Source organism: Bradyrhizobium sp. USDA 3364, from assembly GCF_054056355.1.
In genome coordinates, this window is the sequence record NZ_JBSRYG010000002.1 from 5172331 (window position 1) to 5189130 (window position 16800).

Here is a 16800-nt window from a genome sequence, read left to right on the forward strand (position 1 = left end):
CGTCATTGCGGCAACGGCACGGCGCGTGTTGCCGCATCCGAGGCGGTGAGTTCTCACCTGCAAGAGCGACTGGTTTGCAGGCCTCTAACTCGAATGTGAAGGACAGATGATATCTGCGCTTTTCGCCGCCTGATTTGCGTGTCACCATGACAGCACACGACGGGAGGGCCGCAATGCGCTGGTATGTCTCGATCGGAGCGGTGCTTGTCGCGGGCATGCTGGCCAGCGGCGATGTGGCCGGTGTTGCCGCGCCCGGCCCGGGAACTCAGCCCGGCAATCGCGTCGCCGAAAAGGAATCCACACCGAGCGTCGACATCGAGTTGATCATCGCGGTCGACGTCTCCTATTCGATGGACATGGACGAGCTCGCGATCCAACGCGAGGGCTATGCGCAGGCGATCGTCTCCAAGGATTTCCTGCAGGCGCTGAAGGCCGGCCCGAACGGCAAGATCTCGATCACCTATTTCGAATGGGCCGCCTCCAACGATCAGAAGATCATCATTCCCTGGCGGGTGATCGACGGCCCTGAATCCGCCGATGCGGTCTCGGCCGAGATCATGAAGACGCCGGTGCGCCGCGCCTCGCGCACCTCGATCTCCGGCGCGATCTATTTCGCGATCCCGATGTTCGACGAGAATCCGCATCGCGGCCTGCGCCGCGTGATCGATATTTCCGGCGACGGCCCCAACAACAACGGCACGCCGATCACGCCGGCGCGCGATGCGGCGCTCGACAAGGGCATCGTCATCAACGGCCTGCCGATCATGGTGAAGGAGCCGTCCTACTCGACGATGGATATCGAGAATCTCGACTACTACTACGAAGACTGCGTGATCGGCGGTCCCGGCTCCTTCGTGGTGACGATCAAGGATCGCGAAAAGTTCAAGGAGGCGATCCGCACCAAGCTGCTGCTCGAAGTCGCCGGCCGCACCCCCGAGCGCCCGGTCGTGCGCACCGCCGAGAAGGAACCGCGGGTCAATTGCATGATCGGCGAGAAGATCTGGCAGGACCGCTGGGGGCGATAGCTCATCTACCCGTCTTGCAGGTCTGCCGATATCTCCCGTAACTCACTCTCCAGCATCCGCAGCGTCCGCAATGCGGCCGCGTGCTCGGTGGCTCCGATATGCCGCCAGACCTCGGCGACGCGCCCGGCGAGGTCGCGAACCGTCACCGGAAAATCCGCCGCCTGCGCCAGCGCGCCTTTCTCGTTGATCAGATACTGCCCATTCAGCGCAAACAGCACCTGCGCGATGCAGGCCAGCGCGCGATAGGCGCAGCCGGCGATGTGCGTGGCGTCGCCGCGCGGCAGCGCGAGCCCGGCATTCTCGATGCTGAACCGGATTTCCCATTGAAAGCGCCGCGGATTATAGCGAGGACACTGCGCGCTGTGAAAGTCGCGGCGATGTCTTTAGATCGTAATGCGTTTCCACGGAAACGCATTACGATCTCATCTCTTTGTTGGAGCATGATCTTTTCGGAAAACCGGTTTCCACTTTTCCGGATCATGCTCTAGCGCGCGAACCGCGCCACCAGCTCGACATGCGGGGTGTGGCGGAACTGGTCGACCGGCGTGACCTCGGCGCTCCTGTAGCCGCCGTCGATCAGGATCTTTGCATCGCGCGCAAACGTTGCGGCGTTGCAGGACACCGCGACGACCACCGGCACCTTGCTCGCCGCCAGCTGCGTGACCTGCGCCAGCGCGCCCTGCCGCGGCGGATCGAACACCACGGCGTCATAGTCGCGCAATTCCTGCGGCATCAAGGGGCGGCGGAACAGGTCGCGCGCTTCGGCCTTGAGCGGCTTCAGCCCCGGCGTCGCCTGCGCGGCCTTCTGCAACGCCGTGACCGCACCCGCGTCGCTGTCGAAGGCCGCGATCCGCGCCTTCTCGGCGAGGCGAAGCGCGAACGGGCCGACGCCGCAAAACAGGTCGGCGATGTGCTTGGCGCGTCCGCACTGCGCGCGCACCAGCGCCGCAAGCGTCTCCTCGCCCTTGACGGTCGCCTGCAGGAACGAGCCCGGCGGCAGCACGACCTTCGCTTTTCCGATCGCAATGTCGGGCGAGCCGCGCATCACCACCAGCTCGCCGTGCCGGGTCAGCCGCGCCACCCGGTGCTTCTCCGCGACGCGCGAGAGGGTGGTGATCAGGCTGGTCGGCAGCGCGCCGGAGCCGCGCACGTCGATGTCGAGGCCGTTGAGGGTCGCAGTCACCTGGATGTCGAGCGGTTTGCCGATTGAGATCAGCGGCTCGGCCGTGGCCCAGGCCGCCTCGAGCGCGCCGTCGAGCGCGGGATCCAGGATCGGGCAGCGGTCGACCGGGACGATGTCGTGCGAACCTGCCGCGGCGAAGCCGACCTTGAGGATCTCATGGGTGCCCAGACGTCCGTGCAGCGTGATGCGGCGGCGGCCGGTGCCATGGGCGTCGACCAGCGGCGCGACCTCGGCCGCGATTTTCGCCTGCGCCAGCGTCTCGACCACGATGTTGCGCTTCCAGGCGCGGTACCCCTCATCATTCCAGTGCTGGATCGCGCAGCCGCCGCAGACGCCGAAATGCGGACAGAACGGCGCGATGCGCTCGGCGCTTGGCTGCGTGACCCGCAGCAGCCGTCGCCGGTCGGGATGATTGCCGGGAACGTCGTCGACCTCGACGGTTTCACCGGCCAGCGTATAGGGCACGAAGATCGACTGTGATCGGTCGATCGCGACGCCGTCGCCGCGATGGCCGACATGGTCGATGGTGAGGACTTCAGCCACGGCGCGCGCCGAGGAAGAATTCGATATTGCCGTCGCCGCCCGATATCGATGACGGGAACACCTGAATGTCGGTGCAGCCGAGCGAGGCGGCAAACGCCGTCATGTCGTCGCAGATCTCCTGGTGCACCATCGCGTTGCGGATGACACCCCGCTTGGAGTGTTTGCGCGCCGCCTCGAATTGCGGCTTGATCAGCGCCAAGAGATGCATCGGGGCTGCCGCCAGCGACAGCGCCACCGGCAGCACAAGCTTCAGCGAGATGAAGCTGACGTCGATCACGACGATGTCGGGCCGCGCCGGCAGGCGCTTGCCCTCGAAATTCCGGATGTCGGTCTCCTCCATGGAGACGATCTTCGGATGCCCCTGCAGCGAGGGATGCAGCTGGCCGCGGCCGACATCGATCGCAAACACCAGGCTCGCGCCGTTGGCGAGCAGCACCTCGGTGAAGCCGCCGGTCGAGGCGCCGACATCGAGGCAGACATGGCCCTCGACGTCGATCGGATAATGCTCGAGTGCGCCGGCGAGCTTGACGCCGCCGCGCGAGACATAGGGATGCGCCGGCTCGGCCAAGAGTACGGCTCCCGGTGCGACGATCTCGGACGCCTTTGCGATCTGCTTGCCGTCGGCGGTGACAAGGCCGGCGTCGATTGCGGCGCGCGCCCGCGCCCGGCTCTCGAACAGGCCGCGCTCGACCAGCAGCACGTCGATCCGCTTGCCGGCGGAGGCGTCGTTGTCGTTGTCGCCCGCCTTGGTCACTCGCTTGCTCACTTGGCGGCCTGCCAGCGCCGCGCGGCGGCCAGCCGCACGCAGGCCTCGAACGAGGTCAGGTCGTGCCACAGGTCGGCCGCTGGCTCGCGCGGCGTCACCAGCGGGCTGCCGTGCAGATCGAGCGCGTGCATCATCATCAGATTGTCCGGCAATCCAAACTCTTCCACCGTCAGCCCCTCCGCGTCGATCAGGCGTCCGTCGGATGCCGGTGCGACCTGCTGCAGCCGTGCCACGCGATTGGCGTAGGACGTGGGATCGTTCGAATAGGCGAGGCACAGTCTGCCGCGCCCCGCCATGTAGCCGAGTTCGTAGACGGTGCCTGCGTCGGCACTGGGGCCGCGAAACGGCGTCAAATTGGCGATGATGGCGTCCGCAGACTCCATCATCGCCTCGTTGCTTTTGAAGATGGTGAGCGAGGCACCGGCGGCGGCGGGATCGATGCTGTTGTCGAGCGGATACAGCCCGGTCAGCCCGTGATAGGCGCACACCTCCACCTTGCGGCGGCCGATCTCCACGGCATCCGGCAGGAACACGTCAGGACCTGCCAGATAGATTTTCATGGACTTGCCGGCGCCCGATGCGCCGCCCGGAACAATGAGAGCGTTTTCAAGCGAAGCGGCCGGAGCTCCGTTCCGATTCAATCGGAACGGAAAAGGCTCTAGGCGAGCTTGACGGTCTCGGTCTTGTAATCCTTGCCGAGGGTTTCGAACACCTTGGCAACGATGCTCTTGGCGTCGAGACCCGCGCGGGCATACATCGCCGCCGGCGTGTCGTGATCGAGGAACACGTCGGGCAGGATCATCGAGCGGAACTTGAGCATGCCGCTGTCGAGCATCGCATTGTCAGACAGGAACTGCATGACATGCGAGCCGAAGCCGCCGATCGAGCCTTCCTCGATCGTGATCAGGATCTCGTGGTCGCGGGCGAGCTTCATGATCATCTCCTCGTCGAGCGGCTTCATGAAGCGCGCATCGGCGATCGTGGCGGAGAGGCCGTGGGCGGCCAGCTCGTCGGCCGCCTTCTCGCACTCGGCGAGGCGGGTGCCGAACGAGAGCAGGGCGACCTGCTTGCCCTCGCGGATGATGCGGCCCTTGCCGATCGGCAGGGCAACGCCGACTTCCGGCATCTCGACGCCACGGCCTTCGCCGCGCGGATAGCGCAGCGCGCTCGGACGATCGTTGATCGCGACCTGGGTCGCCACCATGTGGACCATTTCCGCCTCGTCGGCGGCGGCCATGATCACCATGTTCGGCAGACAGCCGAGATAGGCGTTGTCGAACGAGCCTGCATGGGTCGCGCCGTCGGCGCCGACCAGGCCGGCGCGGTCGATCGCGAAGCGGACCGGCAGGCTCTGGATCGCGACGTCGTGGACCACCTGGTCATAGCCGCGCTGCAGGAAGGTCGAGTAGATCGCGCAGAACGGCTTGTAGCCTTCGGTGGCGAGGCCGGCTGCGAAGGTCACGGCGTGCTGTTCGGCGATGCCGACGTCGAAGGTGCGGTCCGGGAACGCCTTGTTGAAGAGGTCGACGCCGGTGCCCGACGGCATCGCCGCGGTGATGGCGACGATCTTGTCGTCCTTCTCGGCTTCCTTGACGAGGCTCTGGCCGAACACGTTCTGGTAGGCCGGCGCATTCGGCTTGGCCTTGGCCTGGGTGCCGGTCGCGACGTCGAACTTGACGACGGCGTGGTACTTGTCGGCGGAAGCCTCGGCCGGGCCGTAGCCCTTGCCCTTCTGCGTCACGACGTGGACCAGGATCGGCCCGGTCTCCATGTCGCGGACGTTCTTCAGCACCGGCAGCAGATGGTCGAGATTGTGACCGTCGATCGGGCCGACATAATAGAAGCCGAGTTCCTCGAACAGCGTGCCGCCGTCCATCATGAAGCCGCGGGAGTATTCCTCGACGCGGTTGGCGCGGTTGGCGAGGATCTTCGGCAGGCGCTTGTTGATCTGCTTGGCGGCCTCGCGCAGCGAGCGGTAGGTCTTGCCGGAGTAGAGGCGCGACAGATAAGCGCTCATCGCGCCGACCGGCGGCGCGATCGACATGTCGTTGTCGTTGAGGATCACGATCAGGCGCGAGTTCATCGCGCCGGCGTTGTTCATGGCTTCATAGGCCATGCCCGCCGACATCGCGCCGTCACCGATCACGGCGATAACGTTGTTCTTGCCGCCGGAGAGATCGCGCGCCACGGCCATGCCGAGGCCGGCCGAAATCGAGGTGGAGGAGTGCGCGGCGCCGAACGGATCGTAGTCGCTCTCGGTGCGCTTGGTGAAACCGGACAGGCCGCCGCCGGTGCGCAGCGTGCGGATGCGGTCGCGGCGTCCGGTCAGGATCTTGTGCGGATAGGCCTGGTGGCCGACGTCCCAGATCAGGCGGTCGCGCGGGGTGTCGAAGATGTAGTGGATGGCGGTGGTCAGTTCGACTACGCCGAGGCCGGCGCCGAAGTGGCCGCCGGTCACCGACACGGCATCGATGGTTTCCTGGCGGAGCTCGTCGGCAACTTGCTGCACCTGCTCGACCTTCAGCTTGCGCAGGTCATCCGGCGTGTGAATAGTGTCGAGAAGCGGCGTTTTACTAAATGTGGTCACAGCGAATTTCCAATTTTTGCCTGTCGGAACGAATCGCCCGACGCGAGATGGGTTGGCGCGCACATCGCGCAGCGAATGCCAGACATCGGGTGCCGCCCCGGCAGACCGTGCCTGGTTGTAAGCCTAGATTCACTCCGGATTGGACCACGTGATACGCATCACCTTGGTCGCTCTTCACCCGTCCCGGTTCAGTTTTGTCGAACCATTTGAGATGGATGCCGCCCGAAAATTCGGGCTGCGCGCCACCTTCAAATGCCCATAGAACTGGAAGCATTACACCAAAGCCGTAACCAAAGCCAACCCGATAGGCGGCGCAGGGTTCCTATGCGCTCTCTCGAAAAACCTAGACTTTTCAATGGTTGGGGTCGGAGGCGGGTTCCAATTTGGCTATTTTAGTGGCAGTCGGCCGGCCCGGATCGGCCCGATTCGCAGCCGCACCCGGTCGCCGCTGGCACCCCGCGGCGTGATGGATCAATGGAAATACGCAGCAACAAATGCCCGCGGTGGCGGACATCGTGTCGCATGATCGAGGTGGTCGGCGGCCCTACTGCACGTCCAGCGGCTCGGTGCCGTTCGGCTGGCCCGAGGCGTCGGTCGTGATCTTGTCGACGCGGGCCTCGGCCTGGCGCAGCAATTCCTCGCATCGGCGCTTCAGCGCCTCGCCGCGTTCGTAGATCGCGACCGATTCCTCAAGCGGGACCTTGCCGTCCTCGAGCCGCTTGACGATCGATTCGAGTTCCTCGATCGCGCGTTCAAAGGTCAGCTTCTTGACGTCGGCTTGAGTGTTTTCGGCCATTCTTTGCGTTCCCGATTGCGTGGATCAGATCGCAACCTGATCTTGTCGTCCAAACATGACCTGTCGCAGGCCATGCTCGCCCCGGCGCAGAATCAATCGAATTTTTGCGGGGGTATTGTGGCGGGGATTCAGGCGCCCATCAATGCGGTGACGTGAGATGCCACCGACTCTTTCAGGCCCTGCAGATCGTAGCCGCCCTCCAGGACGGAGACGACGCGGCCGCCGGCGCTCTTGTCGGCGAGATCCATCAGCTTGCGCGTGACCCAGCCGAAATCCTCGCCGGTCAGGTTGATCGAGGCCAGCGGATCGCGGTGATGCGCGTCGAAGCCCGCCGAGATGACGACGAGTTCTGGGGAAAACTTCTCGAGCTGCGGCAGGATCAGGTTCTCGAAGGCGGAACGGAACTTGGCGCCGCCGTCGCCGGGCGCCAGCGGGGCGTTGACGACGGTGTCGTGCTCGCCGCGCTCGCCCGAAGCGCCGGTGCCGGGGAACAGCGGCATCTGATGCGTCGAGCAATACATCACGGTCGGATCGGCCCAGAAGATATCCTGCGTGCCGTTGCCGTGATGGACGTCGAAATCGATGATCGCAGCGCGCTTGATGCCGTATTTGCGCTGCGCGTGGCGCGCGGCGATCGCGGCATTGTCGAAGAAGCAGAAGCCCATCGGCGTCGACTTCTCGGCGTGATGCCCGGGCGGGCGCACGGCGACGAAGGCGTTCTGGTGCTTGCCCTCCATCACCGCATCGGCCGCGGCCACCGCGCCGCCGACGCCGCGCATCACGGCTTCCCAGGTGCCCGGCGACATCGAGGTGTCGCCGTCGATATAGATCATGCCCGAGGTCGGCGCGATGTGGCGCAACTCGCCGACATAATGCTCGCCATGGCAGAGCAGCACGGTGTCGAGGTCGCCTTCCGGCGCGAGGTCGCGCACCAGCGCCTTGAAGCGATCCTCTGCCAGCACCTCGTCGACCGCGCGCAGCCGGTCAGGGCGTTCGGGATGTCCGGGAGGAGTCAAATGGTTGAGGCAGGCGGAGTGCGTGAGAAGCAGTGTCATGCAAATTCCCGGCGCAATGGATGCGCGTACGAGGACTCATGATCCGGAAACATGCGCAGCGGTTTTCCGAACAGGATCATGCGCGAACAGTCCCTAGTGTAGGCGGTTACCGGCCCACCGGAAAGGCCTCGCTCCGACCCTGTTCTCACCTTTTCGGGACGGCGGCCGCTAGAGAAGTCCCGGCTCTTCCCCCGTCATTGCGACCCAACGGGTCGCGCGAATGCGCGCCCGATGACAGGCTCCGCGAAGCAATCCATTGTCACCGAGCATGCGGAAGCATGGATTGCTTCGTCGCTTCAGCGCAAAATTGCTTTGCGATTTTGTCGCGAGCTCCTCGCAATGACGCGGATGGATATGTGTTCCAAGCCCGTACTTCACTCAATTGATCCGCTCGATCCGCCTTCCGGCGGTCGGGCCGACCGGGCTGTTGGCCTTGAAGTAGGCATAGAGCGCATCGACGTCGTAGATTCCGAATTGCTGCGCCGTGCCTGCCTTGAACACCGTGAAGCCGTCGCCGCCCTCGGCGAGATAGTTGTTGACGGTGACGCGGTAGCTTGCGGCCGGGTCGATCGGCTTGCCGTCGAGCGACATCCGCGCGGCGATGATGCGCGCGCCGTCACCCTTGCTCGCATCCCACGCATAGGCAAAGCCCTTCGAAACCTGCAGCGCGCGCGGCCGTTTCGGGTCGGCCCATTGCTGCTCCAGCGCGTCCTTGAGCTGCTTGCCGGTCAGCGTCATCGTCACCAGCTGGTTGCGGAACGGCTGGCTGGCGAAGATGTCGGCATAGGTGACCGCGCCGTCCTCGCGCCCGGTGATGTCGGTGCGAACGCCGCCGGGATTGGTGAAGGCGATCACGGCGCCGCCATTCGGCTCCGAGCTGGTCGCGAGCAGCTGCGCGTCGGCCACGATATCGCCGAGCACGCTTTCGCCGGTCTCGCCGGGCGTCCGCGACAATGTCTCGGTGACCGAGCCCGCCGCGCGGTTGGCGATCGGCGCGGCCAGCCGGTCATAGGCTTCCAGCAGCGCGGTCTGCTCGAGATCCTTGGCCGTGCCGGCGATCCGCACGATGGTGTTGTCGGCCTTGGCGCTGATCACGTCATGGCTCTTCGGATCGAGCTTGAGATCGATCGCGGTGACCAGCGTGCCGTATTTGTCGCCCGAGGTGACCAGCCGTCCGTCGATCTCGCAGACATAGGCCTGGTGGGTGTGACCGGAGATCACGACGTCGACCGCCTTGTCGAGCTTCTTGACGATGTCGACGATCGGACCGGAAATCCCCGGACACTCATTGTAATCGCCGGTCGGAAAGCCGCCTTCGTGGATCAGCACCACGATCGCCTCGACGCCCTTTGCCTTCAACTCGGGGATCAGTGCGTTGACGGTCTCGGCTTCGTCGCGGAAGTCGAGGCTCGCGACGCCGGCCGGCGACACCAGGTTCGGCGTGTTCTTCAGCGTCAGCCCGATGAAGGCCACCGGAACGCCGTCGAACTCCCTGATCTCGTAGGGTGGAAACACCGGCTTGCCGGTCGCCTTGTCGATCGTGGAGGCGGCGAGATAGCGGAATTTCGCGCCGGTGAAGGGATGCGGCCCCTGGCACTTGTCGACCGGGTGGCAGCCGCCGTTCTGCATCCGCCGCAATTCGTCCTTGCCCTCGTCGAATTCGTGGTTGCCGACCGATGAGATCGCCAGCCCCATCATCGAGAGCGACTCGATGGTCGGCTCGTCGTGGAACATCGCCGACAAAAACGGGCTCGCGCCGATCAGGTCGCCAGCCGCGACGAAGATGTTGTTCTTGTGTCCCTCGCGCAGCTGCTTGATGACAGTGGCGACCCGCTCGGCGCCGCCGGCGGGCACCATGACCTTCTTGGTTGCGTCAGCGGGATCGGTGATGCGGATGCCGCCCGGCGGCGGCCGCAGATAGCCGTGGAAATCGTTGATCGCGAGAATGCGCAAGTCGACCGGCGCGGCGCTCTGCGCCAGGCAGGGACTTGCTGCGGCGAGGCCAAGCGCGCAGAGCGCGGCGAGATGCGTAAGGCGAAGCTGTCTCATGACCTGTCCATGGAGCACACGATCATGGCGCGACGCCACTACAATTTTGCGACGCTTCGTTTCAAACCCGATGCTTCGCTTCAATCCTTCGTGCGCGCCATGAAGGCCTTGAAGGCGGCGATCGCCTCGTTGGAACGCATGCGCTCGCTGAACAGATGGTTCTCCTGCTCGATGCGGCGGGTGACGTCCTCCGGAGGCAGCCGGATCAGGCGGCGGGAGATCGCCACCGCCTCGGCCGGCAGCGCGCAGATCTCGCGCGCCACCTTGTGCGCCTCGACCTCGGCATGTCCCGGCGCCACCACGGTGTTGACGAAGCCGGCGACGCGGGCGTCGTCGGCCGACATGGTGCGGCCCATCACCAGCATCGCGAAGGCGCGCTGCTGGCCCATCATGCGCGGCATCAACAGGCTGGAGGCGCCTTCCGGCACCAGGCCGAAATTGGAGAACGGCGTCGAGAACAGCGCGGTCTTGCTCGCCAGCACATAGTCGCAGTGAAACAGCATCGTGGTGCCGATGCCCATCGCGACGCCGTCGACGGCGGCGATGATCGGCTTCACATTGTGGGCCAGTGAATACAGCAGCTTGACCAGGTCGGAGGCGGGCGGCGTCTCGCTGGTCGAGGTGCCCTGTTCGAGCAGGTCCTCGATGTCGTTGCCGGCGGTGAACACGCCGGAGCCGCCGGTGATGATCAGGCAGCGGACCTTCGGGTTGTTCTGCGCTTTGTCGATCGCGTCGCTGATGGCGCGAAACATCTCCTGGGTGATCGCGTTCTTCTTTTCAGGCCTGCGCAGCCGGATCACGCGCGTGGCGGCTTCGTCGGTCACTATGACATGCGCGGTCATCAAGCGGTCCCAGGGTCGGCCGGCTTCGTCGCCGGTGGAGTCGTGACGCTATCCTACATGATCCGGTGCAAGCCCCAAGGGTTCCGGGGCATTCTGGATCGCTTTTCCCCCTTGGCGAGCATGAGCGCGGCGCAGGGCCGTTAACCGGATTTGCCATTCCCAGCCGCCAGGCACCGCGCGGTGCGACCCGCGCCATGAGGGCGCAGCGCTCGCGAGGAGTTCAGGCGACCGCGAGAAACATTCCGCAGCCCGGGGCATTCACTCGATGGACCGGGCAGGCGCGTGCGGAGCCGCCGGGTTCCGGCGGGCGCGGCGTGAGATGCGAGAGGAGAGCGGCATGCAGATCTCCGGACGTTTGGAACTATCCCGGCGCCATCTGTTGATTGTGGGAGCCGCCTCGCTTGCGGCGTCGTCGGTCGCGACGCCGCGGCCTGCGGCCGCCGCCCAATCCGCCCCGACCGGAGCGCCCGTGATGACACGAATCTCCTTTGACGTGAACGGTGAAACCCATCAGCTCGAGCTCGATACCCGGACCACGCTGCTCGATGCCCTGCGCGAGCATCTGCATCTGACCGGCACCAAGAAGGGCTGCGACCACGGTCAATGCGGTGCATGCACCGTGATCGTCGACGGCCGGCGGATCAATTCCTGCCTGACGCTTGCGGTGATGCACCAGGGCAATGAGATCACGACGATCGAAGGGCTCGGCACGCCGGACGCGCTGCATCCGCTGCAGGCGGCGTTCGTCGAGCATGATGGCTATCAATGCGGCTATTGCACGCCGGGCCAGATCTGCTCGGCGGTCGCCATGCTGGCCGAGGTCAAGGCCGGCATCCCGAGCCATGTCACGGCCGATCTCAACGCGCCGGTGCGATTGACCAATGCCGAACTCCGCGAGCGCATGAGCGGCAACATCTGCCGCTGCGGCGCCTATTCCAACATCGCCGAGGCGATCAGCGAGGTCGCCGGGAGGAGTGCATGAGAGCATTCAGCTATGAGCGCGCCACGTCGCCGGGCGCCGCGGCCGCTGCCGCCGCCGGCACTGCGAACGCGAAATTCATCGCCGGCGGCACCAATCTGCTCGACCTGATGAAGCTCGAGATCGAGACGCCGGCGCATCTGATCGACGTCAGCGGCCTCGCGCTCGACCGGATCGAGCAGACCGCCGATGGGGGCTTGCGGGTCGGCGCGCTGGTGCGCAACACCGATCTGGCGGCGGACGCCCGCGTGCGGCGCGACTATGGCGTGCTGTCGCGTGCGCTGCTCGCCGGCGCCTCCGGCCAGTTGCGCAACAAGGCGACGACCGCCGGCAACCTGCTGCAGCGGACGCGCTGTCCTTACTTCTACGACACCAATCTGCCCTGCAACAAGCGCAAGCCCGGCAGCGGCTGCGCCGCGATCGGCGGCTTCAGCCGCCAGCATGCGGTGGTCGGTGCGAGCGAGGCCTGCATCGCGACCCATCCGAGCGACATGGCGGTGGCGATGCGCGCGCTCGATGCCGTGGTCGAGACGGTGCGGCCGGACGGCGCCACGCGCAGCATCCCGATCGCCGATTTGCATCGTCTGCCCGGCGACAGTCCGGAGATCGAAACCACGCTGCAACCCGGTGAATTGATCACCGCGGTGGCGCTGCCGAAACCCGTCGGCGGCACGCAGGCCTATCGCAAGGTGCGCGATCGCGCCTCCTATGCGTTCGCGCTGGTCTCGGTCGCCGCGATCGTGCAGGGCGACGGCACCGGCCGCGTCGCGCTCGGCGGCGTCGCGCACAAGCCGTGGCGGGTCGAGGCGGCGGAGGCGGAATTGCCCCGCGGCGCCAGGGCGGTCACCGCGCGGCTGCTCGCCGATGCAAAGCCGACCAAGGACAATGCGTACAAGCTGCCGCTCGCCGAGCGAACGCTGGCAGCGGTGCTGCGCGAGGCGAGGGCCTAGATCATGCGTTTTGAACATCCCGCGACCTTCAATCCGATCGACCAGCTCAAGGTGATCGGCCATCCGACCAGCCGGATCGAAGGACCGCTGAAGACCACCGGCACCGCGCCTTACGCCTATGAACGGCACGACGTCGTGGCCAACCAGGCCTATGGCTACGTGATCGGATCGGCCATCGGCAAAGGCCGGATCGCGGCGATCGATCTTGAGGCGGCGAAGGAGGCGCCCGGCGTGCTCGCTATCGTCACGGCCGAGAACGCCGGCAAGCTCGGCAAGGGCGAACGCAACGCGGCGCCGCTGCTCGGCGGGCCCGAGATCGCGCATTACCACCAGGCGGTCGCCGTCGTCGTCGCCGGCACCTTCGAGCAGGCTCGCGCAGCGGCACAGCTGGTCCGCATCGACTACGCGAAGGGCGACGGCCGGTTCGATCTTGCCGCCGGACGCGACAAGGCCATCACACCGAATCCGTCGTTCGGTGGCCCGGCCGACACCGCCGTCGGCGATTTCGCCGCCGCCTTTGCCGCGGCGCCCGTGCAGCTCGATGCCACCTACACCACGCCCGATCAGGGCCATGCCATGATGGAGCCCCACGCGTCGATCGCGGCCTGGGATGGCGACAAGCTCACGGTCTGGACCTCCAACCAGATGATCGCCTGGGGCGCGGAGGACATGGCCAAGACGCTTGGGATTCCCAGGGAGAACGTTCGTCTGGTGTCTCCCTATATCGGCGGCGGCTTCGGCGGCAAGCTGTTCCTGCGCGCCGACGTGTTGCTCGCAGCACTCGGTGCCCGCGCGGCGGGCCGTCCGGTCAAGGTGGCGCTGCAACGCCCGCTGATGTTCAACAACACGACGCACCGTCCGGCGACGATCCAGCGTATCCGCGTCGGTTCCGAGCGCGACGGCAAGATCACCGCGATCGGTCACGAAAGCTGGTCCGGCAATGTCAGCGACGGCGAGCCCGAGATGGCGGTGAGCCAGACGCGGCTGCTCTATGCCGGCGCCAACCGGATGACGGCAACGCGGCTCGCGGCACTCGATCTGCCCGAGGGCAACGCGATGCGCGCGCCCGGCGAGGCCTCCGGCATGATGGCGCTCGAGATCGCGATCGACGAACTGGCCGAGAAGCTCGGCATGGATCCGGTCGCGCTGCGGATCGAGAATGACACCGAGGTCGATCCCGAGCATCCGCAGCGGCACTTTTCGCAGCGTCAGCTCGTGCAATGCCTGAACGAGGGCGCTGCGCGGTTCGACTGGAGCAAGCGCAATCCGAAGCCCCGCCAGGTCCGCGACGGACGCTGGCTGATCGGCATGGGCGTTGCCGCCGCGTTCCGCAACAATCTCGTGACCAAATCGGCGGCGCGCGTGCGTCTCGATGCGGAGGGACACGTGACGGTCGAGACCGACATGACCGACATCGGCACCGGCTCCTACACCATCATCGCGCAGACCGCGGCCGAGATGATGGGCGTGCCGCTCGACAAGGTCTCGGTTCGGCTCGGCGATTCCGACTTTCCGGTGTCCTGCGGCTCTGGCGGGCAGTGGGGCGGCAACAATTCGACCGCCGGCGTCTATGCGGCCTGCGTCAAGTTGCGCGAGGCCATCGCACAGAAGCTCGGCTTCAACTCCGACGAAGCGGAATTCTCAGACGGCGTGGTTCGCGCCGGCAATCGCAGCGTGCCGTTGGCGCAGGCTGCGGGGAGCGACGGCCTCATCGCGGAAGACGCCATCGAGTACGGCGATCTCGCCAAGACCTATCAGCAATCGACCTTCGGCGCGCATTTCGTCGAGGTCGGCGTCGATGCCGATACGGCGGAAATTCGGGTGCGGCGGATGCTTGCGGTGTGCGCGGCCGGCCGCATCCTCAATCCGAAGGCGGCGCGCAGCCAGGTGATCGGCGCGATGACAATGGGTGTCGGCGCGGCGCTGATGGAGGACCTGGTGGTCGACAAGCGTCACGGCCTGTTCGTCACGCACGACCTCGCGGCGTACGAGGTGCCGGTCCATGCCGACATTCCGCACCAGGACATGATCTTCCTCGACGAGACCGATCCGATGTCCTCGCCGATGAAGGCCAAGGGCGTTGCCGAGCTCGGCATCTGCGGCGTCGCAGCCGCGGTCGCCAATGCGGTCACCAACGCGACCGGCGTGCGGGTGCGCGACTATCCGATCACGCTCGACAAGCTGCTCGCGGGGATGCCGGTCTAGCCGCGGCCGACAAACGAGCCGATGCCCCGGCCGATCGCGGCGCCATGCTGCAGCAGCGCGCCGAGATGGTCGCCGGGGACAGACATCGCGTCCAGGCCGTTCTCCGCGGCGAAGCGCTGCATCGGCGCGTGCGGACCGTCGTCCTGCCCGTTCCAGAGCAGCACCGGCACCCGCGAGGACAGCACCGCGTCCTTGGCGCCGTCGACCTGGCCCAGCGCATTGAAGCAGGCGCGCACGCCGCCTTCGAGATCGGGCGTCACCCATTCGGCGAGCTCCGGCACGGTGCGGCGGGCGAAGGTAATGAACGCGCCGTAGGTCAGCGGCCCGGCATTGCCGCGGGGCAGCCCGGTGAGAAAGTCCCAGCCGCCGATCGCCAGCGACGCCAGCCGCGTCGGGAAGAACCGGGCGACGCCGACCGCGACCCAGCCGCCCATCGAATGTCCCACCACATGCGCGCGCTCGCCGCCGAGATCGTCGATCACGGAGACGATGTCACCGGCGCGCTGCGCTTGGTTGTAGAGCGCGGGATCGTCGGGCTTGTCGCTCAAGCCATGTCCGAGCGAATCGACGCAGACCACGCGAAAGCGATCGGCAAGCGCGTCGACCACGCCGCATTGCTTCCAGCTCGCGGCATCGAGCAGCAGGCCGTGTTGCAGCACGATCAGCGGCCCGGACCCCTCCACGGTGTAATGGATGCGTTGGCCGCGATGGTTGGCGAATGGCATTCTTACGAGTTCCCCAGATATCACCGAGAGGTGGCGCGCAGCGGCCGGGATTCAAGACCTCATTGCGCCTCAGGAACCAGCCCACATCGACCCGGTAGCGGGTGGAACCTCACGTTTTCAACCGCCCCACACGGTGGCTTCGCTCCAGCCGAGTTCATTGAACTCGGCGGCGCGGAGCGGCGCTTCGCCGGCGGCGAAGAATTCGTCGAGCTGCGGCGGCTTCACCGTGGTTTCGGACAGCATCGCATGCGCCTGGCCGCGATGATGGATCTGGTGCTGGAACAGATGCATCAGCAGGCGGTCGCGCCGCTCGGTCTGCACGGAGGTGTCGCGATTGACCTTGACCACGTCATCGAGCCGCTCGGGCGTCAGCGCATCGCAGTGAGCGATCAGCCGCTGGTCGATCGCGCGCTGCGCAGCTTTCAGCGCTGCGACCGACGGGTAGGGCACTTCATTCGCCCACGCCTTCGGCCCGAGCCGGCCGCCTTCGAGCGCGTCGACGTAGAAGAGATCGATGACATGGATGTGGTTCAGCGTCGCCTGCAGGCTCGGGAAGAACCCGGTCCGCGCCGCGGCGAACTCCGTCTGGCTGAGCCCGGCGCAGGCGGTGAGCAGGCGATGATTGGCCCAGGTATTGTTGTAGGCAAAGGCACGAAAGGTCTGAACGAGGCTCGCCGGCATATCGGTCCTCACTGAATTGACTGTTTCAGGCGGGCTCGACCGCCAGCCGGTCGACCCGCGTTCCAGCTCGTGGTCGTCAATCCGGCCGATCCACGGGATCAACCCGTGGTCGATCGGACTGCGCCAGGAACACCATCTCAGATAGTGCGTTGATCGGGTCACCGCTGGCGGGCCTGGTCCTCAGCGGTGAGCGATTGTGCGCTGTTACATCTACTTCAAATTTTAGTCTTAGGTTATCGCAGAGGCGACGCGGCTCGCGGCCGTGGAAGTGGCTTCGGAATTGGCCTTGGATAATGCGGCCGTGGATGCGGCATATGGTCGTACTCAATTCTCGATTGAACCGCATGGACCCTGCCAAGCTGACCGCGCTATGGTCGGCCATAGCTATCGCTGCACGCTTAACTTGAAGTCTTT

The 16800-nt window shown here is 65.8% G+C and carries 15 protein-coding genes; 5 read left to right on the forward strand and 10 right to left on the reverse strand.

The features are described from left to right. The first annotated feature begins 173 nt into the window (after positions 1–173). Both ACVILL_RS24480 and ACVILL_RS24485 read left to right on the forward strand, forming a co-directional pair. Complete coding sequence (locus tag ACVILL_RS24480) at positions 174–1025, forward strand: DUF1194 domain-containing protein (protein WP_456731372.1); 852 nt, start codon at positions 174–176, stop codon at positions 1023–1025. Between the two features lie 98 nt (positions 1026–1123). Further along, positions 1124–1513 (forward strand): hypothetical protein, encoded by a 390-nt coding sequence (locus ACVILL_RS24485; protein WP_456731373.1) that lies wholly within the window; start codon positions 1124–1126, stop codon positions 1511–1513. On the opposite strand, the gene ACVILL_RS24490 is transcribed toward ACVILL_RS24485, so the two are convergent. The 8 genes from ACVILL_RS24490 to ACVILL_RS24525 all read right to left on the reverse strand — a co-directional run bounded on the left by ACVILL_RS24490 (position 1510) and on the right by ACVILL_RS24525 (position 10846). Then, positions 1510–2751 carry a class I SAM-dependent RNA methyltransferase gene (locus tag ACVILL_RS24490; RefSeq protein WP_456731374.1) on the reverse strand — a complete coding sequence of 414 codons (1242 nt, stop codon included), beginning with the start codon at positions 2749–2751 and terminating at the stop codon, positions 1510–1512. The two genes, ACVILL_RS24485 and ACVILL_RS24490, sit on opposite strands and share 4 nt — an antisense overlap. Beyond that, positions 2744–3517: a TlyA family RNA methyltransferase gene (locus ACVILL_RS24495; protein WP_456731375.1), complete on the reverse strand. Its 774-nt coding sequence runs from the start codon at positions 3515–3517 to the stop codon at positions 2744–2746. The genes ACVILL_RS24490 and ACVILL_RS24495 overlap by 8 nt, the downstream gene beginning before the upstream one ends. Continuing rightward, the gene (locus ACVILL_RS24500) at positions 3514–4077 is read right to left on the reverse strand and encodes a nucleoside 2-deoxyribosyltransferase (protein ID WP_456731376.1); all 564 of its coding nucleotides are present in this window, start codon (positions 4075–4077) and stop codon (positions 3514–3516) included. The genes ACVILL_RS24495 and ACVILL_RS24500 overlap by 4 nt, the downstream gene beginning before the upstream one ends. 98 nt (positions 4078–4175) lie before the next feature. Then, positions 4176–6104 carry a 1-deoxy-D-xylulose-5-phosphate synthase gene (gene dxs / locus ACVILL_RS24505; protein ID WP_456731377.1) on the reverse strand — a complete coding sequence of 643 codons (1929 nt, stop codon included), beginning with the start codon at positions 6102–6104 and terminating at the stop codon, positions 4176–4178. Between the two features lie 544 nt (positions 6105–6648). Continuing rightward, a complete protein-coding gene (locus tag ACVILL_RS24510; protein WP_076862768.1) occupies positions 6649–6900 on the reverse strand; it encodes an exodeoxyribonuclease VII small subunit in 252 nt (83 codons plus the stop codon). A 128-nt stretch (positions 6901–7028) separates the two neighbouring features. Next, entirely contained in the window at positions 7029–7955 is a 927-nt protein-coding gene (locus ACVILL_RS24515) for a histone deacetylase family protein (RefSeq protein WP_456731378.1), read from the reverse strand. Between the two features lie 378 nt (positions 7956–8333). Further along, the gene (locus tag ACVILL_RS24520; protein ID WP_456731379.1) at positions 8334–10004 is read right to left on the reverse strand and encodes a bifunctional metallophosphatase/5'-nucleotidase; all 1671 of its coding nucleotides are present in this window, start codon (positions 10002–10004) and stop codon (positions 8334–8336) included. Positions 10005–10084: 80 nt separating this feature from the next. Beyond that, positions 10085–10846, reverse strand: a complete 762-nt coding sequence (locus ACVILL_RS24525) for an enoyl-CoA hydratase-related protein (protein ID WP_456731380.1) — start codon at positions 10844–10846, stop codon at positions 10085–10087. 337 nt (positions 10847–11183) lie between these two features. On the opposite strand from ACVILL_RS24525, the gene paoA reads away from it, so the two are divergent. From paoA to paoC, 3 genes are read left to right on the forward strand one after another with little or no spacing between them, the layout of a single operon-like run. Then, complete coding sequence (paoA, locus tag ACVILL_RS24530) at positions 11184–11828, forward strand: aldehyde dehydrogenase iron-sulfur subunit PaoA (protein WP_456731381.1); 645 nt, start codon at positions 11184–11186, stop codon at positions 11826–11828. After that, complete coding sequence (locus ACVILL_RS24535; protein WP_456731382.1) at positions 11825–12775, forward strand: FAD binding domain-containing protein; 951 nt, start codon at positions 11825–11827, stop codon at positions 12773–12775. The genes paoA and ACVILL_RS24535 overlap by 4 nt, the downstream gene beginning before the upstream one ends. 3 nt (positions 12776–12778) lie before the next feature. Continuing rightward, positions 12779–14980, forward strand: a complete 2202-nt coding sequence (paoC, locus tag ACVILL_RS24540; protein ID WP_456731383.1) for an aldehyde oxidoreductase molybdenum-binding subunit PaoC — start codon at positions 12779–12781, stop codon at positions 14978–14980. Here paoC and ACVILL_RS24545 read toward each other — a convergent pair. Together ACVILL_RS24545 and ACVILL_RS24550 are read right to left on the reverse strand one after the other, a co-directional pair. Continuing rightward, positions 14977–15705, reverse strand: coding sequence for an alpha/beta fold hydrolase (locus ACVILL_RS24545; RefSeq protein WP_456731384.1), 729 nt, complete (start codon positions 15703–15705; stop codon positions 14977–14979). The two genes, paoC and ACVILL_RS24545, sit on opposite strands and share 4 nt — an antisense overlap. A 117-nt stretch (positions 15706–15822) precedes the next feature. Then, the gene (locus ACVILL_RS24550) at positions 15823–16386 is read right to left on the reverse strand and encodes a DinB family protein (RefSeq protein ID WP_456731385.1); all 564 of its coding nucleotides are present in this window, start codon (positions 16384–16386) and stop codon (positions 15823–15825) included. Between the last annotated feature and the right edge of the window lie 414 nt (positions 16387–16800).

Coding starts and splice junctions, on each gene's coding strand:
- ACVILL_RS24480 (WP_456731372.1), top strand. CDS start 174: ATGCGCTGGTATGTCTCGATCGGAGCGGTGCTTGTCGCGGGCATGCTG.
- ACVILL_RS24485 (WP_456731373.1), top strand. CDS start 1,124: ATGCCGCCAGACCTCGGCGACGCGCCCGGCGAGGTCGCGAACCGTCAC.
- ACVILL_RS24500 (WP_456731376.1), bottom strand. CDS start 4,077: ATGAAAATCTATCTGGCAGGTCCTGACGTGTTCCTGCCGGATGCCGTG.
- ACVILL_RS24510 (WP_076862768.1), bottom strand. CDS start 6,900: ATGGCCGAAAACACTCAAGCCGACGTCAAGAAGCTGACCTTTGAACGC.
- ACVILL_RS24515 (WP_456731378.1), bottom strand. CDS start 7,955: ATGACACTGCTTCTCACGCACTCCGCCTGCCTCAACCATTTGACTCCT.
- ACVILL_RS24520 (WP_456731379.1), bottom strand. CDS start 10,004: ATGAGACAGCTTCGCCTTACGCATCTCGCCGCGCTCTGCGCGCTTGGC.
- ACVILL_RS24525 (WP_456731380.1), bottom strand. CDS start 10,846: ATGACCGCGCATGTCATAGTGACCGACGAAGCCGCCACGCGCGTGATC.
- paoA (WP_456731381.1), top strand. CDS start 11,184: ATGCAGATCTCCGGACGTTTGGAACTATCCCGGCGCCATCTGTTGATT.
- ACVILL_RS24535 (WP_456731382.1), top strand. CDS start 11,825: ATGAGAGCATTCAGCTATGAGCGCGCCACGTCGCCGGGCGCCGCGGCC.
- paoC (WP_456731383.1), top strand. CDS start 12,779: ATGCGTTTTGAACATCCCGCGACCTTCAATCCGATCGACCAGCTCAAG.
- ACVILL_RS24545 (WP_456731384.1), bottom strand. CDS start 15,705: ATGCCATTCGCCAACCATCGCGGCCAACGCATCCATTACACCGTGGAG.
- ACVILL_RS24550 (WP_456731385.1), bottom strand. CDS start 16,386: ATGCCGGCGAGCCTCGTTCAGACCTTTCGTGCCTTTGCCTACAACAAT.